Source organism: Okibacterium sp. AC114 (genome assembly GCF_979253355.1).
On sequence record NZ_CEEDBR010000001.1, the window covers coordinates 1,533,476 to 1,558,493 of the forward strand.

The 25,018-nt window shown below is 67.5% G+C and carries 23 protein-coding genes; 22 read left to right on the forward strand and 1 reads right to left on the reverse strand.

What is annotated here, in order from left to right:
* Positions 1 to 11: 11 nt before the first annotated feature.
* On the reverse strand, positions 12 to 818 hold the full coding sequence (locus ACZ6IE_RS07315; protein ID WP_464607389.1) for a peptidylprolyl isomerase: 807 nt from the start codon (positions 816 to 818) through the stop codon (positions 12 to 14).
* 284 nt (positions 819 to 1,102) lie between these two features.
* Here ACZ6IE_RS07315 and ACZ6IE_RS07320 point away from each other — a divergent pair, with 284 nt between their 5' ends.
* From ACZ6IE_RS07320 to gmk, 22 genes are all read left to right on the forward strand, one after another.
* The gene (locus ACZ6IE_RS07320) at positions 1,103 to 2,578 is read left to right on the forward strand and encodes a replication-associated recombination protein A (RefSeq protein ID WP_464607390.1); all 1,476 of its coding nucleotides are present in this window, start codon (positions 1,103 to 1,105) and stop codon (positions 2,576 to 2,578) included.
* 257 nt (positions 2,579 to 2,835) lie between these two features.
* Positions 2,836 to 3,465, forward strand: coding sequence for a 30S ribosomal protein S4 (rpsD, locus tag ACZ6IE_RS07325; protein ID WP_077053235.1), 630 nt, complete (start codon positions 2,836 to 2,838; stop codon positions 3,463 to 3,465).
* Positions 3,466 to 3,671: 206 nt separating this feature from the next.
* Entirely contained in the window at positions 3,672 to 3,905 is a 234-nt protein-coding gene (locus tag ACZ6IE_RS07330) for a hypothetical protein (RefSeq protein WP_077053234.1), read from the forward strand.
* A gap of 74 nt (positions 3,906 to 3,979) precedes the next feature.
* Positions 3,980 to 6,637: an alanine--tRNA ligase gene (gene alaS, locus ACZ6IE_RS07335; protein ID WP_464607391.1), complete on the forward strand. Its 2,658-nt coding sequence runs from the start codon at positions 3,980 to 3,982 to the stop codon at positions 6,635 to 6,637.
* Between the two features lie 3 nt (positions 6,638 to 6,640).
* Positions 6,641 to 7,132, forward strand: coding sequence for a Holliday junction resolvase RuvX (gene ruvX / locus ACZ6IE_RS07340; protein ID WP_464607392.1), 492 nt, complete (start codon positions 6,641 to 6,643; stop codon positions 7,130 to 7,132).
* Positions 7,125 to 9,068, forward strand: coding sequence for an endolytic transglycosylase MltG (mltG, locus tag ACZ6IE_RS07345; protein WP_464607393.1), 1,944 nt, complete (start codon positions 7,125 to 7,127; stop codon positions 9,066 to 9,068). The genes ruvX and mltG overlap by 8 nt, the downstream gene beginning before the upstream one ends.
* Complete coding sequence (locus tag ACZ6IE_RS07350) at positions 9,058 to 9,990, forward strand: shikimate dehydrogenase (protein WP_464607394.1); 933 nt, start codon at positions 9,058 to 9,060, stop codon at positions 9,988 to 9,990. The genes mltG and ACZ6IE_RS07350 overlap by 11 nt, the downstream gene beginning before the upstream one ends.
* Positions 9,991 to 10,075: 85 nt before the next feature.
* Positions 10,076 to 11,434, forward strand: a complete 1,359-nt coding sequence (gene aroC, locus ACZ6IE_RS07355; protein WP_464607395.1) for a chorismate synthase — start codon at positions 10,076 to 10,078, stop codon at positions 11,432 to 11,434.
* Between the two features lie 5 nt (positions 11,435 to 11,439).
* Positions 11,440 to 11,949, forward strand: a complete 510-nt coding sequence (locus tag ACZ6IE_RS07360; protein WP_464607396.1) for a shikimate kinase — start codon at positions 11,440 to 11,442, stop codon at positions 11,947 to 11,949.
* Positions 11,946 to 13,127 carry a 3-dehydroquinate synthase gene (gene aroB / locus ACZ6IE_RS07365; protein ID WP_464607397.1) on the forward strand — a complete coding sequence of 394 codons (1,182 nt, stop codon included), beginning with the start codon at positions 11,946 to 11,948 and terminating at the stop codon, positions 13,125 to 13,127. The genes ACZ6IE_RS07360 and aroB overlap by 4 nt, the downstream gene beginning before the upstream one ends.
* A gap of 20 nt (positions 13,128 to 13,147) precedes the next feature.
* Positions 13,148 to 13,621, forward strand: a complete 474-nt coding sequence (locus tag ACZ6IE_RS07370) for a type II 3-dehydroquinate dehydratase (protein WP_464607398.1) — start codon at positions 13,148 to 13,150, stop codon at positions 13,619 to 13,621.
* A 99-nt stretch (positions 13,622 to 13,720) separates the two neighbouring features.
* The gene (efp, locus tag ACZ6IE_RS07375; RefSeq protein WP_464607399.1) at positions 13,721 to 14,284 is read left to right on the forward strand and encodes an elongation factor P; all 564 of its coding nucleotides are present in this window, start codon (positions 13,721 to 13,723) and stop codon (positions 14,282 to 14,284) included.
* Complete coding sequence (gene nusB / locus ACZ6IE_RS07380; protein ID WP_464607400.1) at positions 14,284 to 14,703, forward strand: transcription antitermination factor NusB; 420 nt, start codon at positions 14,284 to 14,286, stop codon at positions 14,701 to 14,703. Before efp ends, nusB begins: the two co-directional genes overlap by 1 nt.
* A gap of 6 nt (positions 14,704 to 14,709) precedes the next feature.
* Positions 14,710 to 15,093 (forward strand): VOC family protein, encoded by a 384-nt coding sequence (locus ACZ6IE_RS07385; protein ID WP_464607401.1) that lies wholly within the window; start codon positions 14,710 to 14,712, stop codon positions 15,091 to 15,093.
* A 69-nt stretch (positions 15,094 to 15,162) separates the two neighbouring features.
* Complete coding sequence (pyrR, locus tag ACZ6IE_RS07390; RefSeq protein ID WP_077053228.1) at positions 15,163 to 15,702, forward strand: bifunctional pyr operon transcriptional regulator/uracil phosphoribosyltransferase PyrR; 540 nt, start codon at positions 15,163 to 15,165, stop codon at positions 15,700 to 15,702.
* Positions 15,699 to 16,655, forward strand: a complete 957-nt coding sequence (locus ACZ6IE_RS07395; RefSeq protein ID WP_079727563.1) for an aspartate carbamoyltransferase catalytic subunit — start codon at positions 15,699 to 15,701, stop codon at positions 16,653 to 16,655. The genes pyrR and ACZ6IE_RS07395 overlap by 4 nt, the downstream gene beginning before the upstream one ends.
* 5 nt (positions 16,656 to 16,660) lie before the next feature.
* Positions 16,661 to 18,034: a dihydroorotase gene (locus ACZ6IE_RS07400; RefSeq protein WP_464607402.1), complete on the forward strand. Its 1,374-nt coding sequence runs from the start codon at positions 16,661 to 16,663 to the stop codon at positions 18,032 to 18,034.
* Positions 18,027 to 18,560 (forward strand): PH-like domain-containing protein, encoded by a 534-nt coding sequence (locus tag ACZ6IE_RS07405; protein ID WP_464607403.1) that lies wholly within the window; start codon positions 18,027 to 18,029, stop codon positions 18,558 to 18,560. Before ACZ6IE_RS07400 ends, ACZ6IE_RS07405 begins: the two co-directional genes overlap by 8 nt.
* Position 18,561: 1 nt before the next feature.
* On the forward strand, positions 18,562 to 19,758 hold the full coding sequence (gene carA, locus ACZ6IE_RS07410) for a glutamine-hydrolyzing carbamoyl-phosphate synthase small subunit (protein WP_464607404.1): 1,197 nt from the start codon (positions 18,562 to 18,564) through the stop codon (positions 19,756 to 19,758).
* Complete coding sequence (gene carB, locus ACZ6IE_RS07415; protein WP_464607405.1) at positions 19,758 to 23,126, forward strand: carbamoyl-phosphate synthase large subunit; 3,369 nt, start codon at positions 19,758 to 19,760, stop codon at positions 23,124 to 23,126. The genes carA and carB overlap by 1 nt, the downstream gene beginning before the upstream one ends.
* Positions 23,123 to 24,028 carry an orotidine-5'-phosphate decarboxylase gene (gene pyrF, locus ACZ6IE_RS07420; RefSeq protein WP_464607406.1) on the forward strand — a complete coding sequence of 302 codons (906 nt, stop codon included), beginning with the start codon at positions 23,123 to 23,125 and terminating at the stop codon, positions 24,026 to 24,028. Before carB ends, pyrF begins: the two co-directional genes overlap by 4 nt.
* Complete coding sequence (gene gmk / locus ACZ6IE_RS07425) at positions 24,021 to 24,947, forward strand: guanylate kinase (RefSeq protein WP_464607407.1); 927 nt, start codon at positions 24,021 to 24,023, stop codon at positions 24,945 to 24,947. The genes pyrF and gmk overlap by 8 nt, the downstream gene beginning before the upstream one ends.
* The last annotated feature ends 71 nt before the right edge of the window (positions 24,948 to 25,018 follow it).

A 25,018-nucleotide genomic window follows, 5' to 3' on the forward strand; every position in this document is an offset into this window, starting at 1 on the left:
GACTCGGGACGTTATTGAACGGTGATCGAGTCGATGGTCGTGGGCACTGCCGGGGTGCCGTCGCCCGAGCCATCCGCCGTGCCCTTGCTCGTGACGTCGGTGTTGAGCGTGTCGAGTCCCGAGGTCACTCGTCCGAGCACGGTGTAGCCGCCGGCGGCATCGGCCGGCAGGGTGGTGTCTTCGTAGACGATGAAGAACTGGCTGCCGTTGCTGTAACCGTTGTCGCCGAGGCGGGCCATGGCGATCGTTCCCGCGGGGTAGACGTTGTCGGCGGGCGCGTTCTCGACGGGACCGAAGGACCAGCCCGGTCCGCCGGAGCCCGTTCCCTCTGGGTCTCCGCACTGCAGTACGGCGGCGCCGCCCGTCGTCAGGCGGTGGCAGGTGAGACCGTCGTAGAACGTGTTCTGCACGAGGGTGACGAAGGAGGCGACGGCCTGGGGTGCGGCTGCCCCGTCGAGGTCGATACCGAGCGGAATGCCGTTGATGGTCATCGTGCCGGCCCACGTGCGGTTCTCGGAGACGTCGGCCGAGGGCACATCGCCCGTGTTCTCGGTGGTGGACGGTGTCGCGCCGGGCGTCGGCGTGGGCGTGGCGCTGGCCGTTGGCGTGGCGGCGGGCGTGCCCGGGCCGCCCGAGAAGTAGAAGATCTGCGCGCCCGTGACGGCGGCGATCACGACGACGAAGGCGATGGCGGCGATCCAGTTGTCGCGTCGCCGACGAGCGATCTTGTGCCGGTGCACCGTCTGCCGGGCCTCATAGCCGCGCAAACGTTCGCGCGACTCTCGGCTCACTCGGTCGGTGCTCTTGTTGGGGGCCACGTGTACTCCTCGACGGTGCTGCAGGGCGGGGTCGCATCGGCGTGCGGACGGCGACGGTCCGGTGTCGCCAGGAGAACTCTATTGTTCGAAGCTTTGGGCGGACAAACGACGAGCCGAGTGGATGCCGCGTGCCCCCGCATCCGCAGTGTCGGTGGTTGCGGCTAGCCTGAACAGGCGGCTCTTTCCTGCCGCACGGCAGACGTCACGACAGGCGACCGGCATGAGAGAGGCACACGTTGGCGGGCAGTGGCATGTTCTCGGGGGCGGTACCTCTCGCGGTGCGCATGCGTCCGAAGAGCCTCGACGAGGTCGCGGGCCAGCGTCATCTACTGAAGCCCGGTTCGCCTCTCGTCAGTCTGGCGACGGATGCCTCGGGCGCCAAGGGTTCAGCATCGGTCATCCTGTGGGGTCCTCCTGGCACGGGCAAAACCACGATCGCTCAGTCGATCGCCCATAGTTCGGGGCGCCGCTTCGTCGAGCTGTCGGCCGTCACGGCCGGTGTGAAAGACGTGCGGCAGGTCATGGAAGAGGCCATGACGAGCCGCGATCTCTACGGCTTGTCCACCGTCTTATTCCTCGATGAGATCCACCGCTTCACCAAGGCTCAGCAAGACGCCCTTCTGCCCGGCGTCGAGAACGGCTGGGTCATCCTGGTTGCGGCAACGACGGAAAACCCCTCGTTCTCAGTCATCTCTCCTCTTCTCTCGCGGTCCCTTCTCCTCACACTCGAGCAGCTGAGTGACGACGATCTGCGCACCGTCGTGCAGCGTGCGGTCGACGACCCTCGCGGCTTGGGTGGGCGCTTCGAGGTCACCGGCGAGGCCATGGACACGATCATCCGTCTGGCTTCGGGCGATGCCCGCCGGGCGCTCACGGCGCTCGAGGCGGCATCGGTGAGCGCCGATTCGCTGGCCAACGCGGTGCCCGATCTGGTCGAAGCCGCCGAGAACGCGCCGAGCGAGAAGGCTCGGAGCAGCACCGACGCGAGCAGCACCGACGAGGGCGGCACAAACGAGCGCGGCAACGACGAGAACGGAAGCTACGCCGGCGAAGACGACGAATCAGACGACGACGCAGAGTCGGAGTCCCGGAGTTCTGCGGCCTCGGACGGCCCGGCCCGGCCCCGTATCACCGCCGATATCGTGTCGTCGGCCGTCGATCGCGCGCTCCTGCGCTACGACCGCAACGGTGACGAGCACTACGACGTCATCAGTGCGTTCATCAAATCGATCAGGGGTTCCGACGTCGACGCGGCGCTGCACTATCTGGCGCGCATGATCGAAGCGGGGGAGGACCCGCGCTTCATCGCTCGCCGCATCATCATCTCGGCTTCCGAAGACATCGGAATGGCCGACCCCAACGCACTCGGTGTCGCCGTTGCCGCCGCCGACGCTGTCCAGTTCATCGGAATGCCCGAGGGGCGCATCCCGCTCGCGCAAGCCGTCGTCTATCTCGCCACCGCGGCGAAATCGAACGCGTCTTACCTCGCCATCGACAAAGCCATCGCGGATGTCCGGGCAGGAGCGTTCGGCCGTGTGCCGAAGCCCATGCGTGACGCTCATTACGCCGGTGCCAAACGTCTCGGACACGGCAAGGGCTATCGTTACCCGCACGACACCGACCTGGGCGTCGCGGAGCAGCAGTACCTCCCCGACGAGCTGCGCAACGTGCGGTACTACACACCCACCAATCACGGCAACGAGCGCGACGTCTCGTCCCGCCTCGCAAAGCTCATGCGCATCGTGCGCGGGGAGAAGTGACGCGAGCGAAACGCGGGGCCGCGGCATCCGGGCCGACGGGCGTTCGTCGTGCTACGATCTATGAGGCCAAAGATCCGGTTGAGCGTGCGGCTGCGCGACACCAGCGATCGATGGGAAACGTTCTGTAGCCGAACGGCCCGGTCAACCCCTCTGATTTTGCATCGCTCCTCAGCGATCCCTCGCATGCGCCTCGGTGTGTGCGAGTGAGAGCCGAGCGGCGCTGACATCCACTCTTCAGAATTCCACGAAAGGAAACCGTGTCTACCAAGTCACGTACCCGCAGCAAGACCCGCCTGTCGCGGTCGCTCGGTATCGCCCTCACCCCGAAGGCAGCGAAGTACCTCGAGAAGCGTCCCTACGCTCCCGGTGAGCACGGCCGCACCAAGCGCAAGGCCGACTCCGACTACGCCGTTCGTCTGCGCGAGAAGCAGCGTCTGCGCGCCCAGTACGGCATTCGCGAAAAGCAGCTCAAGATCGCGTTCCAGGAAGCTCGTCGCGCCGACGGCCTGACCGGTGAAAACCTGGTCGAGCTGCTCGAGATGCGTCTCGACGCCGTCATCCTGCGCGCCGGTTTCGCCCGCTCCACCTCGCAGGCGCGCCAGCTCGTCGTGCACCGTCACATCCTCGTCGACGGCCAGCTCGTCGACCGCCCGTCGTTCCGCGTGAAGCCGGGTCAGCTCGTGCACGTCAAGGAACGCAGCGAAGGCCTCGAGCCCTTCCAGGTCGCAGCCGCCGGCGGTCACGCCGAGGTTCTGCCCAAGGTTCCGGGCTACCTCGAGGTCGAGCTCGACAAGCTCCAGGCGCGACTCGTTCGTCGCCCGAAGCGTGCCGAAGTTCCCGTCACGTGTGAAGTTCAGCTCGTCGTCGAGTACTACGCCGCGCGCTAGTACGACACAGAGTTCAGCCCGAAGGGGGTCACGGTTCGTCCGTGGCCCCCTTCGGCGTTCCCGGCGATGGCATCCGGCCTGCGGATCGTTCTCCACAGGGCGAGAACGACTGTTTTCTCCCGGGTCCCTGTGCCGACGGGATGGGCGGGAAGCATCCGGCTAGGATTGTCAGGCTGTCCCTGATCGTCGACTCTGAGGAGAAACGCATGAAGAACGTCTTCTGGCTGATCGTGGGCGTTGGTGCCGGTTTCGTGGTCGCCCACGAGATCAACAAGAGCCAACGCGGTCGCGACTTCTTCGAAGACGTGGACTCCCGCATCCGCGAGTTCACCGAGACGATCGGCGACGCCTATAAAGAACGCGAAGCCGAGCTCAAAGAACGCATCGACACGATCGTCGACGAGGCGCAAGAGACCCTCGACGAGCTTCGCAAGAACTAAGCGTCAACCGCGGTGCCGGTCGATCACCCCGTCGGCCAGAGGCACGCCCCCATCCGCACCACCTGAACGGAATCATGAAAACAGCAGACATTCGTCAGCGCTGGCTCGACTTCTTCGGCGAGCGTTCGCACACAGTCGTCCCCTCGGCCTCCCTCGTCAGCGACGACCCCACCCTCCTGTTCACGGTGGCCGGCATGGTGCCGTTCGTGCCCTACCTCACCGGTTTGGTGCCCGCGCCCTACCCGCGTGCAACGAGCGTGCAGAAGTGCATCCGCACGAGCGACATCGAAGAGGTCGGCAAGACCCCGCGTCACGGCACGTTCTTCCAGATGAACGGTAACTTCTCCTTCGGCGACTACTTCAAAGAAGGCGCCATCGGCTATGCATGGGAGCTGCTCACGTCGTCCGAGTCCGACGGCGGCTATGGCTTCGACCCCAAGGACCTGTGGGTCACGGTCTACAAAGACGACGACGAAGCGATCTCGCTGTGGAAGAAGATCGCCGGCCTGCCCGACGAGCGCATTCAGCGCCTCGGCGCCGACACGAACTACTGGTCGACGGGTCAGGCCGGTCCTGCCGGTCCTTGCTCCGAGATCTTCTTCGACCGCGGCCCCGCCTACGGCCGCGACGGTGGACCGGCAACGGATGACGACCGGTACGTCGAGATCTGGAACCTCGTTTTCATGCAGTACCTCGTCGACAACGTGCAGAGCAAAACAGACTTCCGCATCGTCAGCGAGCTCCCCAAGAAGAACATCGACACCGGTATGGGGCTCGAGCGCGTCGCTTTCCTCAAACAGGGCGTCGAGAACATGTACGAGATCGATCAGGTCCGACCCGTTCTCGATCGCGCCGCCGACCTGAGCGGCCGACGCTACGGCGCCGACCACGGTGACGACATCCGCATGCGCGTCATCGCCGACCACGTGCGCTCGTCGCTCATGCTCATGAGCGATGGAGTGACACCGTCGAACGAAGGCCGCGGCTACATCCTCCGCCGCCTCATGCGCCGCACCGTGCGCGCCATGCGCCTGCTGGGCGTCGACACGGCGACGTTCCCCGAGCTGTTCGATGCATCGCGTCAGGCCATGATGTCCGCCTACCCCGAGGTCGACACCGACTTCTCGCGCATCTCGCAGGTCGCCTACGGCGAAGAGGAGACGTTCCTCCGCACGCTCGCGAGCGGCACGACCATCCTCGACCTGGCCGTCGACAAGACCAAGCAGACGGGCGCTGAGACCCTTCCAGGCAACACGGCCTTCCTGCTGCACGACACCTACGGCTTCCCCATCGACCTCACGCTCGAGATCGCTCAGGAAGCGGGCCTCACGGTCGACCGTACGGCGTTCGACAGCCTCATGAGTGAGCAGCGCCAGCGGGCAAAGGCCGATGCCAAGTCGAAGAAGACGGCCCTGGCCGACCTCTCGGTTTACGGCGCCTTCCGCGCTCACGGCGAGACGACGTTCACGGGTTACACCGAGCTGCAGACCGAGTCGCGTGTGCTCGGGCTCATCGTCGACGGCGAATCCGTGCAGAAGGCCCAGGCAGGTGACATCGCCGAGGTCATCCTCGCCGAGACGTCGCTCTACGCCGAGTCGGGCGGCCAGGACGCCGACCAGGGCCTCATCGTGGGCACCGGGTTCGAACTCGAGGTGCTCGACGTGCAGAAGCCCATCAAGGGGCTCATCAGCCACAAGGTGCAGGTCACCTTCGGCGAGGTCGGTGTCGATGATGCCGCAACGAGCGTCGTCGACCCGAACTACCGCCGCGGTGCACGACAGGCACACTCGGGCACCCACCTCATCCACGCCGCTCTGCGTCAGGTCCTCGGCCCCAACGCTCATCAGTCGGGTTCCTACAACAAAGCCGGTTACCTGCGGCTCGACTTCTCGTGGAATCAGGCTCTCTCGCCCGAGACCCGCAGCGAGATCGAAGAGATCTCGAACAACGCAGTGCGTGACAACCTCGAGGTCGTCACGCGCGAGCTGCCCATCGACGAGGCCAAGTCCCTCGGCGCCATGGCTCTCTTCGGCGAAAAGTACGGCGATGTGGTCCGCGTCGTCGACATCGGTGGCCCCTGGTCTCGTGAGCTCTGCGCGGGCACCCACGTCGAGCGCAGCTCCGAGATCGGCTTGATCAGCCTCGTCAGCGAGTCGTCGGTCGGTTCGACCAACCGACGCGTCGAATCCCTCGTCGGCCTGGAAGCGTTCCGCGACCTGGCGGCCGAGCGTGCACTCGTCAACGAGCTCACGTCGTCGCTCAAGACGCCCCGCGAGCAGCTCCCCGACAAGATCGCCGAACTCGTCGCGAACCTGAAGCAGGCCGAGAAGAAGATCCAGGCCTTCGAATCGCAGGCGCTCAGCCAGCGGGTGCCGCAGCTCGTCGAGTCCGCGGCGCGCATCGGTCAGACTCTCGTCGTCGCTCAGAACGCCGGCGCGGTCGGTTCGCAAGACGACCTCCGTCAGCTGGCCACGAGTGTGCGCGAGCGCCTCGGCAGCGATGCGGCCATCGCGGCGATCGCGGGCGATGTCAACGGTCGTCCCGTCGTCATCGTCGCGACCAACCAGGCCGCACGCGACGCTGGGATCAAGGCCGGCGTGCTGGCCAAGACAGCGGCTCAGGTTCTCGGCGGCGGCGGCGGCGGCAAGGACGATCTGGCACAGGGTGGCGGGTCCGACGTCTCGGCCATCGACGCAGCGCTCACCGCCATCACCGACCAGGTGGCTCGTTAGCAGATGGCCGAGGTTCGGCAGGGCATCCGCATCGGCGTCGATGTGGGCAAGGTGCGCATCGGGGTCGCCCAGAGCGATCGGTTCGCCATGCTCGCGACGCCCGTCGAGACGGTGGCTCGGGCGGGTGACGGCGGTTCCGACATCCAGCGCATAATTGCCATCGCCGACGAGGCGGAAGCCCTCGAATTCGTCGTCGGATTACCTTTGTCGCTCGCGGGCACCCACACGGCGTCCACAGCCGATGCACTCGAGTTCGCCGCCCGATTGGCCGGGGCCAGCCTGCGGCCGGTTCGCCTCGTCGACGAGCGCCTCTCGACGGTGTCGGCGCACTCCGCGCTCCGGGTTTCAGGAAAGAGCCAGAAGTCGAGCCGTAAGATTGTCGATCAAGTCGCAGCGGTCATCATTTTGCAACATGCCCTCGACGCTGAGCGCGGTGGTGGCACGCCGCCCGGCGTGATCGTCGCCCCGAACGAAGGACCCCCCATTCGTGGCTGAGAAACCCGACTCTCAAGACCCGTTCCATCACATCTTCGGCAATTCCGACAGCGCTTCCCCCTCGGGCGCCGCGGGATCCAAACGCGAGCTCTCTCGTCGTGAACGCCGCGAGGCAGCCGAACGTGCGCAGGACGAACGCGAGACATCCTCAGATTTGCACCCGTCCGACGAGGCGGCACGACGTCGCCGCGACGAAGCGGCGCAGGCCGAGGCCGCAGCAGAAATCCGCGCACGGGCCGGCCGCGAGAACGAAGCCGTACGGGCGCGCGTGACCGAGAAACAGGCGGCCGCACCGAGCGACGGTGAACGGACGCAGCGCCAGAGCGCGGAGGATCGCCTGCAGCGCGAAGAACGATCCCGTCGCGCCCAGGCCGAGGAGCGTCGGGCGCGCGCCGAGGCTGATGCGGAAGCAGCAGCTGCCGAACAAGCATCACCGGTCTCAGCGCGCCGTGCCGCGACGCACGGCTCGATGCCGAGTGTGACGCCGACCGACGCTGACCGCTCGGCGCGGCCCGCGTCCGACGTCAGCTCGGGCCTAGCCGACCGGGCCGCGGGCACAGGCGTCTCGTCGGCCGAATCGCGGCGAGACCAGACCGACACCAGCGCATCGACGACGACCGCGGGCACCGCGGCGGTCGCCGACTCCCGCGCGGGTGCGAGCGCCGACAGCGCTCCCGACGACTCTTCCGATATCACTAAGCGCCAGGAGCCCTCAGACGCCGAATGGCTGCGCGTCATCACCGGTGCCGTTGAGACCACTCCGGGAGACGAGCCGGCCGCAGGCGGCCCCGTGGCTGCCACGTCATCGCGCTCGGACCGCCGCCGCTCGACACACCTCGGCTACGACCAGCCCGAGAAGAAGAGCCGCAAAGGCCTCATCGCCGGCATCGTGATCGTGGTCGTCCTCGCCCTCATCGTGGGTGGCGGCGTCTATGCCTGGAACGCCATCGTGCCCGGAATCACCTCGATCTTCGCCACCAACGAGCCCGACGACTACGAGGGGTCCGGTAGCGGCGAAGTCCTCGTCACCATCATCTCGGGTGACAACGGCTCAGACATCGCGAAGACCCTCAAAGACGAGGGCGTCATCGCATCCCAGGACGCGTTCTACCAGCTTCTGCTGGCCCAGGCCGATGCCCCCGTGTTCCAGCCCGGCACCTACGCCCTGGCAAAGAAGATGAGCGCGCAGGCAGCATTGGATGCCCTCCAAGACCCGGCATCCAAGCAGGCGAACGGATTCGTGATCCCCGAGGGCACCGCGATGAAGGATGCCTTCGACCTCATCTCGTCGGGTACCGGGGTTTCCGTCGACGATCTCAACGCCGCCGCAGCCGACACCGCATCGTTCGGACTGCCAGCGGAAGCGAAGACGCTCGAAGGTTTCCTGTTCCCGGCGACCTACGAGTTCGAACCCAACACGCCGGCGCACGACATCCTCAAGCGCCTCGTCGATCGCATGTACGAGGCGCTCGACAAGGCCGGGGTCGCGCCCGAGAACCGCTGGAAGACCGTCGTGCTCGCGGCGCTCGTGCAGCGCGAGGCCGGGCTCCGCGACGACTACCCGAAGGTCGCCCGTGTGTTCCTCAACCGGTCGGACCCGGCGCTCTGGCCGAGCGGCCTGCTGCAGTCCGACGCGACGGTGGCATACGGCACCGGCAATACGCACCTCGTCACGACGACCGACGCCGAACGCGCCGACGCCAACAACCCGTACAACACCTACGTGCACCCCGGCATGGTGATCGGCCCGATCTCGAACCCCGGCGACATCGCCATCGACGCCGCCGTGCACCCGGCCGACGGCTCGTGGCTGTATTTCGTCACCTGGAACCTCGAGACCGGCGAAACCGTCTTCTCCAACACGCTCGAAGAGCACGAGGCCGGCGTGCGCAAGTGGCAGCAGTGGATGAAGGACAACCCCGACTATGGCGGATAGCGTGGACGCCGAGACGACCGTCGGTGGCGTCGCCTCGGCGGTCCACACGACCGGGGGAGCGGGAGCGGGCTCTCATCGCCTCGCCGTGTTCGGTTCTCCTATCGAGCATTCGAAGTCACCCGATCTTCATGCCGCGGCCTACCGCGCGCTCGGTCTCGACTGGGTCTACGACCGGCGTCAGGTCGAAGTCCCGCAGCTCGCTGATGTCGTCTCGGCCCTCGGGGACGAGTGGCGCGGGCTGTCGCTCACCATGCCACTCAAGCAGCAGGCGTTCGCGCTGTCCGAGACGCTCGACCGCACCGCGCAAGTGACCGGGGCAGTCAACACGTTGCTGCTCGGCACCGCGAGCGACCGCCGCATCCAGGGGTTCAACACCGACGTCGCGGGCATCGTCGGCGCGCTGCGCGATGCGGGAACATCGAGCGTGGGTCACGGTCTCGTCCTGGGTGCCGGCGCCACCGCCGCCTCCGCACTCGCCGCGCTGGCGCAACTCGGCGCGCGAGACGTCACGGTCGCAGCCCGCTCGGCGCAGCGTGCCGAGCCTCTCCACGACGTGGCCGAGGAACTCGGTGTGGCGCTCCGCGTGCGCGAACTCGCGACAGGTTGGGCTGACCTCGAGGATGTGGATGCCGTCATCTCGACGCTTCCGGGCACGGCCTCGCTCGAGCATCCGCTGCCCGACGACCTGATCGCACGCTCGACGTTGCTCGACGTCGCCTACGACCCCTGGCCGAGTGTGCTCGGACAACAGTGGGCCGCACACGGCAGCCGCGCAGCCAGCGGGCTCGACATGCTCGTGCACCAGGCCCTCATCCAGGTGCGCATCTTCGTGCTCGGCGATCCCCTCTCCGTGCTGCCCGACGAGTCCGGCATCCTCAGTGCGATGTTCGGTGCCGTCGGCATCGCGCGTCCCACGACGTAGGGAGAGACCCACGGCGCAGGGGAGCGCCCCACCATGCGGCCGTCATCTGCGAGGGCACGCCCAGCGGATGTGGAAGGATGGAGCAATGCTTCGTTGGCTCACCGCAGGCGAGTCCCACGGCCCAGAACTCGTTGCCATCATCGAGGGTCTGCCTGCCGGGATTCCCGTATCACTCGACTCCATCCGCGCCGATCTCGCCCGCCGCAAACTCGGCTACGGGCGCGGCTCGCGCATGAAGTTCGAAGAGGATCAGCTCAACATCTCGGGTGGCGTGCGGCACGGCGAGAGCCTCGGCAGCCCCATCGCCCTGCGCATCGGCAACACCGAATGGCCCAAATGGGTCGAGGTCATGAGCCCCGAGAAGGTGGAGTCCACCGAGAAGTCGCGCGGCCGCAACGCTCCGCTCACGCGCCCGCGCCCGGGTCACGCCGACCTGGTCGGCATGCAGAAGTACGGCTTCGACGAGGCCCGGCCCATCCTCGAACGCGCGAGCGCCCGCGAGACCGCCGCGCGGGTCGCCCTCGGCGCCGTCGCGCGTTCCTTCCTGGGCGAACTCGGTATCGAGCTCGTCAGCCACACGCTGTCGATCGGCCCCGTCCGGGTGCCCGAAGACGCTGTTCTGCCGAAACCGTCCGATGTCGACGCACTCGACGCCGACCCGCTGCGCTGCTTCGACGCGGCCACGAGCGCGCGCATGGTGGCCGAAGTCGACGACGCCAAGCACACGGGTGACACGCTGGGCGGCGTCGTCGAGGTGCTTGCCTACAACCTTCCCCCCGGCCTCGGCTCGCACGTGCACTGGGATCGCCGCCTCGACGGCCAGCTGGCGCAGGCGCTCATGGGCATCCAGGCCATCAAGGGCGTCGAGATCGGCGACGGTTTCCTCACCACCACGCGCCGCGGCAGCGAAGCCCACGACGAGTTGTTCCAGATCGGCGACGAGATCCTGCGCTCGAGCGACAAGGCGGGCGGCACCGAGGGCGGCATGTCGACGGGCACCGTTTTGCGCGTGCGCGCCGGCATGAAGCCCATCGCGACGGTTCCGCACTCGCTCCGCACGGTGGATGTCGCAACCGGCGAGGCGGCGGGCGCGCACCACCAGCGCTCCGACGTGTGCGCCGTGCCCGCGGCGGGTGTCGTCGCCGAGGCCATGGTCGCGCTCGTGCTCGCGAACTCGGTCCTCGAGAAGTTCGGCGGCGACTCCATCGAGGAGACCCGTCGCAACCTGAAGGCGTACCTCGCCGCCATCCCCGCCGAACTGCGTACCGGGCAGGACGCGACCGTTGCACCGCCGAGCGACTGGGGAACGACCCCGAGCACCGACAACGACTACGGCAACGATATCGCCACCGACGTCGCCACCGACGTCGCCACCGACATCGCCACTGGCGGCGGCGACGGCACCGACAACGACAGCGGCGCCGAGACCCGCGCCGGAGCGTAGGGATCGTGGCCCAGCATCCGCCGCTCCCGGTCGTGCTCATCGGGCCGATGGGCAGTGGTAAGACGAAGGTCGGACGACGCGTCGCCCGCACGCTGGGCGTTCCGTTCGTCGACACGGACAAACGCGTCGTCGCACAGCACGGGCCGATCACGGACATCTTTCGCGAACACGGCGAGGAGTATTTCCGGCGGCTGGAGCGGGACGCCGTGAGCCAAGCCCTCACCGAGAAGGCCGTCGTCTCGCTCGGCGGGGGCGCCATCCTCGACGAGGACACCCAGAACGATCTGCGGCAGCATCCCGTCGTGCTGTTGACCGTCACCGCAGAGGCCGTCGCGGCCCGCATCTCGACCGACGCCCGCCCCCTGCTCGCCGACGGCATCGAGAACTGGCAGCGCATCTACGACGAACGCGCCCACATCTATCAGTCGCTCGCGAGCGTCACATTCGACACATCGACCGGCCCGATCATGCAGATCGCCGATCGCATCGCCACCTGGGCGAAGGAGAAAGCATGAGCACCACCGAAAACGGCAGCGCCGACAGCATCGACAACGGCAGCGCCACCGGCACCGCCGAGAGCGCGGCCGGCACGCCCAGCACCGCCGGCACTACCGGCCCAACTGGCACGACCGTGATCGAGGTTCCTGGCACCACGCCTTACCCCATCCGCATCGGCCGCGGCATCCTGGGCGACCTGCCCACCGACTTGGGCGACGCCGTGCGCAAGGTGCTCATCGTGCACACGCCCACGGTCGGCGCCAAAGCCGAGAAGCTGCGCGCCGAGCTCAGCGAACACTACGAGGTGCTGCTCGCCGAGGTGCCAGACGCCGAGGGTGCGAAACGCGTCGAGGTGGCCGCCTTCTGCTGGCAGATCCTCGGTCAGGCCGACTTCGCACGCACCGACGCCGTCATCGGCTTCGGGGGAGGCGCTGTCACCGACCTCGCCGGTTTCGTCGCGGCCACCTGGCTGCGCGGCGTGCGCCTCATCCAGATCCCCACCACGGTGCTCGGCATGGTCGACGCCTCCATCGGGGGCAAAACGGGCATCAACACCAATGAGGGCAAGAACCTCGTCGGCTCGTTCTACGCCCCCGCCGCCGTGCTCGCCGACCTCGACCTCCTCGACAGCCTGCCGAAGAACGAGATCCTGGCCGGGTTCGCCGAGGTCGTGAAGGCCGGTTTTATCGCCGAGACAGAGATCCTCGACATCGTCGAAGCGGATATCGACCGCGCGACCGATCCCTCCACCCCCGAGTTCCGTCGCGTCATCGAGCTGGCCATCGGCCTGAAGGCGCGCGTCGTCGGCGAGGACTTCCGTGAGGCCGGCCTCCGGGAAATCCTCAACTACGGCCACACGCTCGGCCACGCCGTCGAGCACGCCGAGCGCTACCAGTGGCGGCACGGCGCGGCCGTCGGCGTCGGCATGATGTTCGCCGCCGAACTCTCGCGCCTCGCCGGCCGGCTCTCCGACGAGGCCGTCGACCGACACCGACGCATCCTCGACTCGCTCTCGCTGCCGCACGAATACCCGGCCGGCCGCTGGCCCACGCTCCTCGCCACCATGAAGAAGGACAAGAAGGTGCGCTCGGGCATGCTGCGTTTCATCGTTCTCGACGAGATCGGCAAGCCAACGGTGCTCACGAGCCCCGACACCTCGCTGCTCTTCGCCGCGTACCAAGAGATCGCGTCGTGAGCGGCGCTACGCTGACACCCATGACCGACCGCATCCTCGTCCTCAACGGCCCGAACCTCGGCCGGCTCGGCTCACGCGAACCCGACGTCTACGGTTCTGCCGACCTCGAGTCACTCCGCGCGGCGCTGACCGAAGACGCGGCACGGGCGGCCGGCGCAACCGGAGGCACCGACGACGCTGCTCCCGTGGCGATCGACCTGCGTCAGACCGACGACGAATCCGAGCTCATCCACTGGCTGCACGAGGCCGTCGATACCCGCACCCCCGTCATCCTCAACCCGGCGGCCTTCACGCACTACAGCTACGGGCTCCGGGATGCCGCGGCGCAGCTGCACACGGTCGACATCCCGCTCGTCGAGGTGCACATCTCGAACCCCCACGCGCGCGAACGCTTCCGCCACACGAGCGTCATCTCGGGCGTGGCCACGGGGGTCATCGCGGGCTTCGGCTTCGACTCCTACCGCCTCGCCCTGCACTACCTGCTGACGCGCTAGACGGCGCTCCATTGGCCGCGAAACCCGTCTGCCGCTAAACTCGAACGTCGGGCATCGCAGATGCCTCCTCCACACCTCACGAACGGACACCAAAACCCCATGGCATCTACCGCTGACATCAAGAACGGCGTGGTCCTGAACATCGACGGCCAGCTGTGGAACGTCATCGAGTTCCAGCACGTGAAGCCGGGCAAGGGCGGCGCCTTCGTGCGCACCAAGATGAAGAACGTCATGACCGGCAAGGTCGTCGACAAGACCTATAACGCGGGCACCAAGATCGACATCGAAAACGTCGACCGCCGCGAATACAGCTACCTCTACAACGACGGCGACAACTACGTGTTCATGGACGCCGCCGACTACGACCAGATCAACGTTCCCGCAGCAGTCGTCGGCGATGCCGCCAACTTCCTGCTCGAGAACCAGACGGTCACCATCGCGCTCAACAACGGCAACCCGCTCTACGTCGACCTGCCCGCATCCGTCGTGCTCGAGATCACCTACACCGAGCCCGGCCTGCAGGGCGACCGTTCGACCGGCGGCACCAAGCCCGCCACCGTCGAGACCGGCTACCAGATCCAGGTTCCGCTCTTCGTCGAGCAGAACACCAAGGTCAAGGTCGACACCCGCACCGGTGACTACCTGGGTCGCGTCAGCGACTAGTGAGCGCCCGCACCAAGGCCCGCAAACGGGCCATCGATATCCTCTATGTCGCCGATCTGCGCGAGATGGACTTCGCCGACGCCCTGCAAGAAGAAGCCAAACGCGCGGCCAGCGAGCCGCAGCGTGAAGCATCCTGGCTGTACGCCCGCGACATCGTCGACGGCGTGATCGACAACCGCGACGAAATCGACGAGCAGATCGAGAGCTACGCGCAGGGCTGGACGTTGCAGCGCATGCCCACGCTCGACCGCGCCATCCTGCGCATGGGCGTCTGGGAGATCCTCTTCAACGACGAGATCCCCACGGCCGTGGCCATCGATGAAGCCGTCGAGGCGGCCAAAACGCTGTCCACCGACGACTCGGCCGGGTTCATCAACGGCCTGCTGGCCAAGATCGCCCAGTCGAACGCCGCGCTCTAACCGTCGATGAAGCTCAAGCGCGTCCACCACATCGCGATCATCGCGAGCGACTACGAGGCGTCCAAGGCCTGGTATGAGCGCGTGCTCGGCTGCGAACTCCTCACCGAGGTGTATCGCGCCGAGCGCGACAGCTGGATGGGCGACCTCGCCCTGAACGGCGAATACCTCATCGAGCTGTTCTCGTTCCCTCACGCTCCCGTGCGCCCGAGCCCCGAAGCCCAGGGTCTGCGCCACCTCGCGTTCGCGGTCGACGACGTCGATGCCTGCCGCGCCGAGCTCGTCGAGCAGCAGGTGCGCGTCGAAGAGGTGCGCATCGACCCGCACACGGGCAGAAAGATGCTCTTCTTCTTCGATCCGGATGGCCTGCCGCTCGAGTTGTACGAGGCGTGATCCTGCTAGGCTGAGTCTCACTATCGGCAACCTTTAACACCGTCCAGAGAGGCGGAGAAGGGAGTCTGAATGAGCGCGCGAACCGTGCTTCACCAGGCTGACATCGCCCGGGCGTTGACTCGCATCTCACACGAGATCCTCGAGTCCAACCGCGGCGCAGACGACCTCGTCATTCTCGGCATTCCCACCCGCGGCGTCCTCCTCGCCGAGCGGGTCGCCGGGCTCGTGAGCCAGATCTCCGGCCAGGACATCCCGTTCGGGGCCCTCGACGTCACGCTCTATCGCGACGACCTCGGGCGGCATCCCACGCGCAACCCCCAGCCCAGTCGCATCCCCGCCGGGGGAGTGGACGGCAAGACCGTCGTGCTCGTCGACGACGTCCTCTTCTCGGGCCGCACCATTCGCGCGGCGCTCGACGCCCTCGGCGATTACGGCCGGCCGCGCGTCGTCCGGCTCGCTGCCCTGATCGACCGCGGCCACCGCGAGCTGCCCATCCGACCCGATTTCGTCGGCAAGAACCTGCCGAGCGCCCTCGACGAGCGCATCAACGTGCGTCTCACCGAACTCGACGGCGACGAATACGTGTCGATCGAGGGGGCCGACGCATGAGGCACCTGCTCTCGACCCGCGATCTCGATCGCGCCGCCGCCATCCGCCTGCTCGACATCGCCGAAGACATGGCCGACACGCAGTTGCGCGAGGTCAAGAAGCTGCCCACGCTGCGCGGCAAGACGGTCGTCAACCTCTTCTTCGAGGACTCGACGCGCACACGCATCTCGTTCGAGGCGGCCGCCAAGCGCCTCTCGGCCGACGTGATCAACTTCAGCGCCAAGGGTTCGAGCGTGTCGAAGGGCGAAAGCCTGAAAGACACCGCCCAGACGCTGCAGGCCATCGGTGCCGACGCCGTCGTGATCCGCCACGGCGCCTCGGGTGCACCCCGCACGCTTGCCAACAGCGGATGGATCGACGCGGGCGTTCTGAACGCCGGCGACGGCACGCACGAGCACCCGACGCAGGCGCTGCTCGATGCCTTCACGATCCGTCGCCGTCTGCGACCCGGGGCCTCGCGCGGCGCGGGACTCGACGGCGTGAAGGTCACGATCGTGGGCGACATCCTGCACTCCCGCGTGGCCCGCTCGAACGTGTGGCTGCTCGACACCCTCGGCGCCGAGGTCACGCTGGTGGCCCCGCCGACTCTGCTTCCCGTCGATCTCGCGGCCTGGCCCGCACGCATCCTCTACGACCTCGACGTGGCCATCGACGAGGGCCGGCCGGATGTCGTCATGATGCTCCGCATCCAGACCGAGCGCATGCGCGACGCGTTCTTCCCCAACCCGCGCGAATACTCCCGCCGCTGGGGCCTCGACGATGAGCGTCTCGCGCGTCTCGGGCCGGATAGCATTGTGATGCACCCCGGCCCGATGAACCGAGGCCTCGAGATCTCGTCTCGCGCCGCCGATTCGGCGATGTCCACGGTGCGCGAACAGGTCTCGAACGGCGTCTCCGTGCGAATGGCGGCGCTCTACCTACTGCTCTCGGGCAACACGGAGGAAGGATCATGAGCCGGATGACCGATGTCTCCCTGATCGAAGGCGCCACCCTCGCGGATGGTTCGCGCTCCGACATCCTGATCGAAGGCGGCGTTATTCGTGAGTTGGGTTCGGGTCTGAGTGCCCCGGCCGGAGCGACGCGCATCGACGCCGCCGGTTTGTTGGCCCTGCCCGGCCTCGTCGACCTGCACACGCACCTGCGCGAGCCCGGTTACGAGCAGTCCGAAACCGTTCTGACGGGCTCGCGCGCTGCTGCGGCCGGCGGGTTCACGACCGTCTTCGCCATGGCCAACACCTCGCCCGTAGCCGACACGGCCGGCGTGGTCGAACAAGAGCTGAGCCTCGGCCTCGACTCGGGGTTCGCCCGCGTGCAGCCGATCGGCGCCGTCACCGTCGGGTTGAAGGGTGAGCGCCTGGCCGAGCTGGGCGCCATGGCGTCCTCTCGAGCCTCGGTGCGCGTCTTCTCCGACGACGGGTTCTGCGTCTCCGACCCGCTGCTCATGCGACGCGCCCTCGAATACGTCAAGGCGTTCGACGGTGTCATCGCCCAGCACGCGCAAGAGCCACGCCTCACCGAAGGCGCCCAGATGAACGAGGGGTCGCTGTCGGGTGAGCTCGGCCTCGCCGGCTGGCCCGCGGTCGCCGAAGAGTCGATCATCGCTCGCGATGTCTTGCTGGCCGAACACGTGGGCTCACGCCTGCACGTCTGCCACGTGTCGACGGCCGGTTCGGTCGACGTCATCCGCTGGGCGAAGGCTCGCGGCATCCCCGTCACAGCCGAGGTCACGCCGCACCACCTGCTGCTCACCGAAGACCTGGTTCGCGACTACGACTCGCGTTTCAAGGTCAACCCGCCCCTGCGTCGGCGCGAAGACGTCGAGGCGCTGCGCCAGGCCCTGGCCGACGGCACCATCGACATCGTCGCCACCGACCACGCACCGCACCCCGTCGAAGCGAAAGACTGCGAATGGGATGCCGCGGCCAACGGCATGGTGGGCCTCGAGTCCGCACTCTCCGTCGTGCACGAGGCCATGGTCGAAACAGGGCTCATCGGCTGGGCGGATGTGGCACGCATCCTGTCGCGGACGCCCGCGCACATCGGCCGCATCGACGGCTACGACCGTGGTATCGCTGTCGGAGCCCCGGCTAACCTCGCGCTCTACGACACCTCGGCCCGCCGCGCGTTCGGCACCGACGACCTCGCGGGCAAGTCGAGCAACACGCCCTACTCGGGCATCGAATTGCCGGGCCGCGTGCTGCACACCTTCCACGACGGTTATGCCACGGTCACCGATGGGCGCGTGCTCGACTCGGCCGTCGTGGCCGAGAAGGCGCGCTCGTTCCGGGCCGCCGGAGCAGCCGCTGCAGCCGGGGGAGTCGTTCGTGGATAGCCGCCTCATCCCCGGCATCTTCGTCGTCGCGTTCCTGGCTCTGCTCCTTGGCGCCATGGTGTGGGCGTGGCGCGGGCGACGACGCAGGGATGCCGCGATACCGGCCCTGCCCGCCGCACCCGAGTCGCTGCATCCCATCCTCACCGCCGACGTCTTCTATGTCGCCACGTCACGCGCCGGCCAACCGCTCGAGCGGCTGGCGTTGCCCGGCCTCGGGTTCCGCGCCCGAGCCGAGCTCATCGTCGCGACCGAGGGTCTGCTGCTGCAGATCCCGGGGGAGCACCCCGTGTTCATCCCCGCCGACCGGATCGCCGACGCATCCACGGCCACCTGGACCATCGACCGCGTGGTCGAGTCCGACGGGCTCATCCGCGTGCGCTGGTCGACCGGCATCCCCACCCCCGACTTCGCCGAGAGCTACCTCCGGCTGATCGAATCCCCCCGACAAACCGAGGTGCTCGAAGCCATCCGACGCCTCGGTACCGCTGGAACGGCCCCCGCCGCTCCCAGCACGAAGGAGAACTGACATGACCTCATCCCCTTTCCGCAGTAAGGCGAAGGCGGTGCTCGTCCTCGAAGACGGCACGCGCTTCACCGGCCAGGCTTTCGGCGCCACCGGCCAGACCCTCGGCGAGATCGTCTTCCAGACCGGTATGACCGGCTACCAGGAGACGCTGACCGACCCGTCCTACGCCGGGCAGATCGTGCTCATGACCGCGCCGCACATCGGCAACACGGGTGTCAACGCCGAGGACGAAGAGTCGGCGCGCATCTGGGTCGCCGGTTATGTCGTGCGCGACCCCTCCCGCATCGTGTCCAACCACCGTTCGGAGGGCACGCTCGACGCGCAACTCGAGAAGGACGGCGTCGTGGGCATCGCGGGCGTCGACACGCGCGCCATCACGCGGCACATCCGCTCGGCCGGCGCCATGAAGGCCGGCGTCTTCTCGGGTGCCGACGCCGACCTCTCGGACGGCACGCAGCTCGACCTGGTGCGCGAGGGACGCGACATGCGCGGCCTGAACCTCTCGGCCGAGGTGTCGACGCAGCACCCCTACGAGGTCGCCGCGACCGGCGAACGCGTGGGCCGGGTCGCCGTGCTCGACCTCGGCGTGAAGAAAAGCACCCTGACCTACCTCTCGGAGCGCGGCTTCGACGTGGTCGTGCTGCCGCAGAACGTGAGCGCCGATCACGTGCGCTCGCTCAAACCCGACGCGCTCTTCTACTCCAACGGCCCGGGCGACCCGGCCGCGAGCGACCACCACGTCGAACTCCTGCGCGACGTGCTGCGCGACGGCACACCCTACTTCGGCATCTGCTTCGGCAACCAGCTGCTCGGACGTGCCCTCGGCTTCGGCACCTACAAGCTGCCGTTCGGCCACCGCGGCATCAACCAGCCCGTGCTCGACAAGTCCACCGGCCGCGTCGAGATCACCTCGCAGAACCACGGCTTCGCGGTCGACGCGCCCATCGAGGGCGTACACGAGTCCTCGCAGGGCTTCGGTCGCGTCGAGGTCAGCCACTACGGCCTCAACGACAACGTGGTCGAGGGCCTGCAGTGCCTCGACATCCCCGCCTTCTCGGTGCAGTACCACCCCGAAGCGGCCGCAGGACCGCACGATGCGAACTACCTCTTCGACCGCTTCCGCGACATGGTCATTCGTTTGAAGGCCGACGCCACCACCGACGCGAGCACAGACGCCACCACAGGAGACAACAACTAATGCCCAAGCGCGACGACATCAAGAGCGTTCTCGTCATCGGCTCCGGCCCGATCGTGATCGGCCAGGCCGCAGAATTCGACTACTCGGGCACGCAGGCCTGCCGCGTGTTGCGCGAAGAGGGCGTGCGCGTCATCCTCGTCAACTCGAACCCGGCCACCATCATGACCGACCCCGACTTCGCCGACGCGACCTACATCGAACCCATCACGCCCGAGGTCATCGAGACCATCATCCAGAAAGAGCGACCGGATGCCGTGCTGCCGACCCTCGGTGGCCAGACGGCTCTCAACGCGGCCATCGCCCTGCACGACGCCGGCACGCTCGCCAAATACGACGTCGAGCTCATCGGCGCCAAGGTCGAAGCCATCCAAAAGGGTGAGGACCGCCAGCTCTTCAAAGACCTCGTGATCGAAGCGGGTGCGGATGTCGCGCGCAGCCACATCGCCCGCACCGTGGAGGACGCCAAGGAGTTCGCGAAAGACCTGGGCTACCCCCTCGTCGTGCGCCCCTCCTTCACCATGGGCGGTCTCGGCTCGGGCTTCGCCTACACGGAGGCCGAACTCGTGCGCATCGTGGGCGACGGCATCCACTCGAGCCCCACCAGCGAGGTGCTGCTCGAGGAGTCGATCCTCGGCTGGAAGGAATACGAGCTCGAGCTCATGCGCGACACGGCCGACAACACGGTCGTCGTCTGCTCGATCGAGAACGTCGACCCCGTCGGCGTGCACACGGGCGACTCGATCACGGTTGCTCCGGCCCTCACGCTGACCGACCGCGAATACCAGCGGCTGCGCGACATCGGCATCGACATCATCCGCGCCGTGGGCGTCGACACGGGTGGCTGCAACATCCAGTTCGCCATCGACCCCGCCAACGGTCGCATCATCGTCATCGAGATGAACCCGCGCGTCTCCCGGTCGAGCGCCCTCGCCTCGAAGGCCACGGGCTTCCCGATCGCCAAGATCGCCGCGAAACTCGCCATCGGCTACCGTCTCGACGAGATCCCCAACGACATCACCAAGGTCACGCCCGCCAGCTTCGAGCCCACGCTCGACTACGTGGTCGTCAAGGTTCCTCGCTTCGCGTTCGAGAAGTTCCCGGCCGCCGACCCGACGCTGACGACCACCATGAAGTCGGTGGGCGAGGCCATGGCCATCGGCCGCAACTACGCCACGGCCCTGCAGAAGGCGCTGCGCTCGCTCGAGAAGCGCGGCTCCAGCTTCCACTGGGGCGAAGAGACGCGCTCGGTCGACGAGCTGCTCGAGATCAGCAAGGTCCCGACCGACGGCCGCATCGTCGTCGTGCAGCAGGCCCTGCGCGCCGGCGCGACGGCCGAGCAGGTCTTCGAAGCCACCAAAATCGACCCCTGGTTCATCGACCAGATCGTGCTCATCAACGAGGTCGCCGACTTCGTGCGCACGGCCGATGTGCTCGACTCCGAGGTGCTCACGGTCGCCAAGAACCACGGCTTCTCCGACGCACAGATCGGTCAGCTGCGCGGCTTCGGCGAGACCGAGGTGCGCGAGGTTCGACACATCCTCGGCGTTCGCCCCGTTTTCAAGACGGTCGACACCTGTGCGGGCGAGTTCCCGGCGCTCACCCCCTACCACTACTCGAGCTACGACCAAGAGACCGAGGTCATCGCGAGCGACCGCCGCAAGGTCGTCATCCTGGGTTCCGGCCCCAACCGCATCGGCCAGGGCATCGAGTTCGACTACTCGTGCGTGCACGCCTCGTTCGCCCTGCGCGACGCCGGTTACGAGACCATCATGATCAACTGCAACCCCGAGACGGTCTCCACCGACTACGACACGAGCGACCGGCTCTACTTCGAGCCGCTCACGCTCGAAGACGTGCTCGAGATCGTGCACGCCGAAAGCCAGTCCGGCGAGCTCGTCGGCGTGGTGGTGCAGCTCGGTGGGCAGACCGCGCTCGGGCTCGCGGCCGGGCTCAAAGCCGCCGGCATCCCTATCCTCGGCACGACGCCCGAGGCCATCGACCTGGCCGAAGAACGCGGCGCCTTCTCCGCCATCCTCGACGCCGCGGGCATCCTGTCGCCCCGCAACGGCACCGCCACCGAGGTCACCGGAGCCGTCACCGTGGCCGAAGAGATCGGCTACCCCGTGCTCGTGCGCCCCAGCTTCGTGCTCGGCGGCCGTGGCATGGAGATCGTCTACGACACGGCCTCGCTCGTCGACTACTTCGACCGCATGGCCGACCAGGGCATCATCGGCCCGCAGCACCCGCTGCTCGTCGACCGGTTCCTCGACGACGCCATCGAGATCGACGTCGACGCGCTGTACGACGGCGAGGAGCTCTACATCGGCGGCGTCATGGAGCACATCGAAGAGGCCGGCATCCACTCGGGTGACTCCTCGTGCACCCTGCCGCCCGTCACGCTCGGCCGCTCGCAGATCGACCAGGTTCGCGAGGCGACTCGTGCCATCGCCGAGGGTGTCGGCGTGCGCGGCCTGCTCAACGTGCAGTTCGCGATCGGCGCCGGCGTGCTCTACGTGCTCGAGGCCAACCCCCGAGCGTCCCGCACGGTGCCGTTCGTGTCCAAGGCGCTCGGCATCCCGCTCGCCAAGGCCGCGTCGCTCATCATGGTCGGCTCGACCGTGCGCTCGCTCATCGACTCGGGTCTGCTGCCCCCCATCGACGGTTCGCGCGTTCCCATGGACTCGCCCGTCGCCGTCAAGGAAGCCGTGCTGCCCTTCAAGCGCTTCCGCACCAAGGCGGGCGACATCGTCGACTCCGTGCTCGGGCCCGAGATGCGATCGACCGGTGAGGTCATGGGCATCGACCGCGACTTCCCGCGGGCGTTCGCCAAGAGCCAGGCCGCGGCCTACGGCGGAATGCCGCTCGGCGGAACCGTCTTCGTCTCCGTCTCCGACCGCGACAAGCGGTCCATCGTGTTGCCGATCCTGCGCCTGAAAGAGCTGGGCTTCGAGATCCTCGCCACCGAGGGCACGGCCGAGGTCCTCAACCGCAACGGCATCTCGGCGCGCACCGTGCGCAAGTTCTCCGAGGGCAACGAGGCATCCGTGGGCGAGCCGTCCATCGTCGATCTCATCAACCGCAACGAGGTGGATGTCGTGATCAACACGCCGTCCGGTCGCTCGGCTCGCGCCGACGGTTACGAGATCCGCGCGGCCGCCGTGGCCGAGGACAAACCCCTGTTCACGACGATCGCCGAGCTGACCGCCGCCGTGGCTTCGCTCGAGGCCATCCGCTCCGGCTTCGACGTCCGCTCGCTGCAGGAGTACGCGCAGGACCGGGCCGACCGCGCCGCGCGTGCCACTGAAGTCGCTTCGGCTTCCGTGTCGGCTTCGGCTTCGGCTTCGGCCGGCAGCGTCTCGCAGGCATGACAGGGGCCGGCGCACCCACCTTCGGAGACCGCCTGAACGACGCCTTCGGGCGCTTCGGGCGGCTCTCGGTGGGTATCGACCCCCATCCCTACCTCCTGTCGGCGTGGGGGCTCTCTGACGACGCCGCTGGCCTGCGCGAATTCGGCCTGCGGGTCGTCGAAGCCAGCGCGGGTCAGGCGGGCATCGTCAAGCCCCAGGTGGCGTTCTTCGAGCGCCACGGTTCGCGCGGCTATGCGGCGCTCGAAGAGGTCATCGCGGCGGCGCGCGCGGCCGGGCTCCTCGTCATCGCCGATGCCAAGCGAGGCGACGTGGGCACGAGCGTCGAGGCCTACGGGGAAACCTGGCTCCGTCCCGGTTCACCCCTCGAAGCGGATGCTGTCACCCTCGTCGCCTACCAGGGCGTCGGATCGCTCGATGCCCCCATCCGGTTGGCGCGCCAGCACGGCAAGGGCGTGTTCGTGCTCGCGGCGACGAGCAACCCCGAGGGTCGCGACATCCAGCGTGCCTTCGTCGACGCTCGAGCCGGCTCAGTCACCGAGGAATCGAATGGCGCATCGGATGGCGCGGCTCCCCGTCGCGTGGCGCGCGCGATCGTCGACGACATCGTCGCCTCCAATGCGGCGGCGGGGGAGACCACGCTCGGCTCGGTCGGTGTGGTCATAGGTGCAACTCTGCGGCTCGCCGAGTTCCAACTCGACTTCCGCCCCTCTCCCGTGTTACCTGTATTAGCGCCCGGTTTCGGGCATCAAGGCGCGGCCGTATCTCAGTCGGCCGACATCTTCGGGCCCATGAGCCCCGGTGTCATCGTCGCCCAGTCGCGGAGTGTGCTCGACGCCGGCCCCACCGGTATCGCCGCCGCGATCAAGAACCAAGCAAAGGATGTGAGAAGCAACATTGCCTGAAACTTCCCCCCGGCGCCCGCCCGAGGTTGACCGCGTCGCGGCGTCTCGAGCTGCTGTCGCCGCCCGACGCGCTCGTGCCACCGTCAAGGCACGAATCGCCGACGGACAGGTTTCGGCCCTCCAGATTCTGGACCGGGCCATCGCAGATCCGGAGGGCGTGGAGGGACGTCTCCGGGTCACGGACTTCTTGCTCAGCGTGCCCGCCATCGGCGCGACGAAGCTGGCGAAGATCCTCGAAGACCTCGGCATCTCGCCCGCCAAGCGCGTGGGCGGCCTCGGTCAGAAGCAGCGGGTGCGGCTGCGCAACTTCCTCATCGAACGTGAGGCGACGAACCGTTCGCGCAAGCGCAGCCGCTTGATCGTGCTGGCCGGGCCGACGGCCGTCGGCAAGGGCACGGTGGCGAACTACATCCGCGAGCACCACCCTGAGGTGCAGCTGTCGGTGTCGGCCACGACGCGTCAGCCGCGGCCCGGAGAAGTCGAGGGCGTCAACTACTACTTCGTCGACGACACCGAGTTCGACCGCATGATCGTCGAGGGCGAACTGCTCGAATATGCGACCGTGCACAACGCGTACCGCTATGGCACGCCGCGCGCGCCCATCGAAGCGGCGCTGCGCCGCGGTGAGAGCGTCCTCCTCGAGATCGACCTGCAGGGAGCCCGTCAGGTGCGCCAGGCCATGCCCGATGCCACGCTGGTCTTCCTCCTGCCGCCCAGCTGGGACGAGCTGGTGCGCCGACTCGTGGGCCGCGGCACCGAGGGCGAAGAAGAGCGCGAGCGTCGACTGGCCACGGCCAAGATCGAATTGGCCGCGCAGAACGAGTTCGATGTGAAGGTCGTCAACAACACGGTCGCCGAAGCGGCGGAAGAAGTCGTAGACTTGATCAAGACTCGCGGGAATTCCGGGTCATCCCTTTAATCGGGTCGATGCTTCGCATCGTGAGACCGGAACATCATCCCCAGCAGACTTTCCATCAATACCCACACGAG

Coding starts and splice junctions, on each gene's coding strand:
- ACZ6IE_RS07320 (WP_464607390.1), top strand. CDS start 1,103: ATGCGTCCGAAGAGCCTCGACGAGGTCGCGGGCCAGCGTCATCTACTG.
- ACZ6IE_RS07330 (WP_077053234.1), top strand. CDS start 3,672: ATGAAGAACGTCTTCTGGCTGATCGTGGGCGTTGGTGCCGGTTTCGTG.
- alaS (WP_464607391.1), top strand. CDS start 3,980: ATGAAAACAGCAGACATTCGTCAGCGCTGGCTCGACTTCTTCGGCGAG.
- ruvX (WP_464607392.1), top strand. CDS start 6,641: ATGGCCGAGGTTCGGCAGGGCATCCGCATCGGCGTCGATGTGGGCAAG.
- ACZ6IE_RS07350 (WP_464607394.1), top strand. CDS start 9,058: ATGGCGGATAGCGTGGACGCCGAGACGACCGTCGGTGGCGTCGCCTCG.
- aroC (WP_464607395.1), top strand. CDS start 10,076: ATGCTTCGTTGGCTCACCGCAGGCGAGTCCCACGGCCCAGAACTCGTT.
- aroB (WP_464607397.1), top strand. CDS start 11,946: ATGAGCACCACCGAAAACGGCAGCGCCGACAGCATCGACAACGGCAGC.
- ACZ6IE_RS07370 (WP_464607398.1), top strand. CDS start 13,148: ATGACCGACCGCATCCTCGTCCTCAACGGCCCGAACCTCGGCCGGCTC.
- efp (WP_464607399.1), top strand. CDS start 13,721: ATGGCATCTACCGCTGACATCAAGAACGGCGTGGTCCTGAACATCGAC.
- ACZ6IE_RS07385 (WP_464607401.1), top strand. CDS start 14,710: ATGAAGCTCAAGCGCGTCCACCACATCGCGATCATCGCGAGCGACTAC.
- pyrR (WP_077053228.1), top strand. CDS start 15,163: ATGAGCGCGCGAACCGTGCTTCACCAGGCTGACATCGCCCGGGCGTTG.
- ACZ6IE_RS07395 (WP_079727563.1), top strand. CDS start 15,699: ATGAGGCACCTGCTCTCGACCCGCGATCTCGATCGCGCCGCCGCCATC.
- ACZ6IE_RS07400 (WP_464607402.1), top strand. CDS start 16,661: ATGACCGATGTCTCCCTGATCGAAGGCGCCACCCTCGCGGATGGTTCG.
- carA (WP_464607404.1), top strand. CDS start 18,562: ATGACCTCATCCCCTTTCCGCAGTAAGGCGAAGGCGGTGCTCGTCCTC.
- carB (WP_464607405.1), top strand. CDS start 19,758: ATGCCCAAGCGCGACGACATCAAGAGCGTTCTCGTCATCGGCTCCGGC.
- pyrF (WP_464607406.1), top strand. CDS start 23,123: ATGACAGGGGCCGGCGCACCCACCTTCGGAGACCGCCTGAACGACGCC.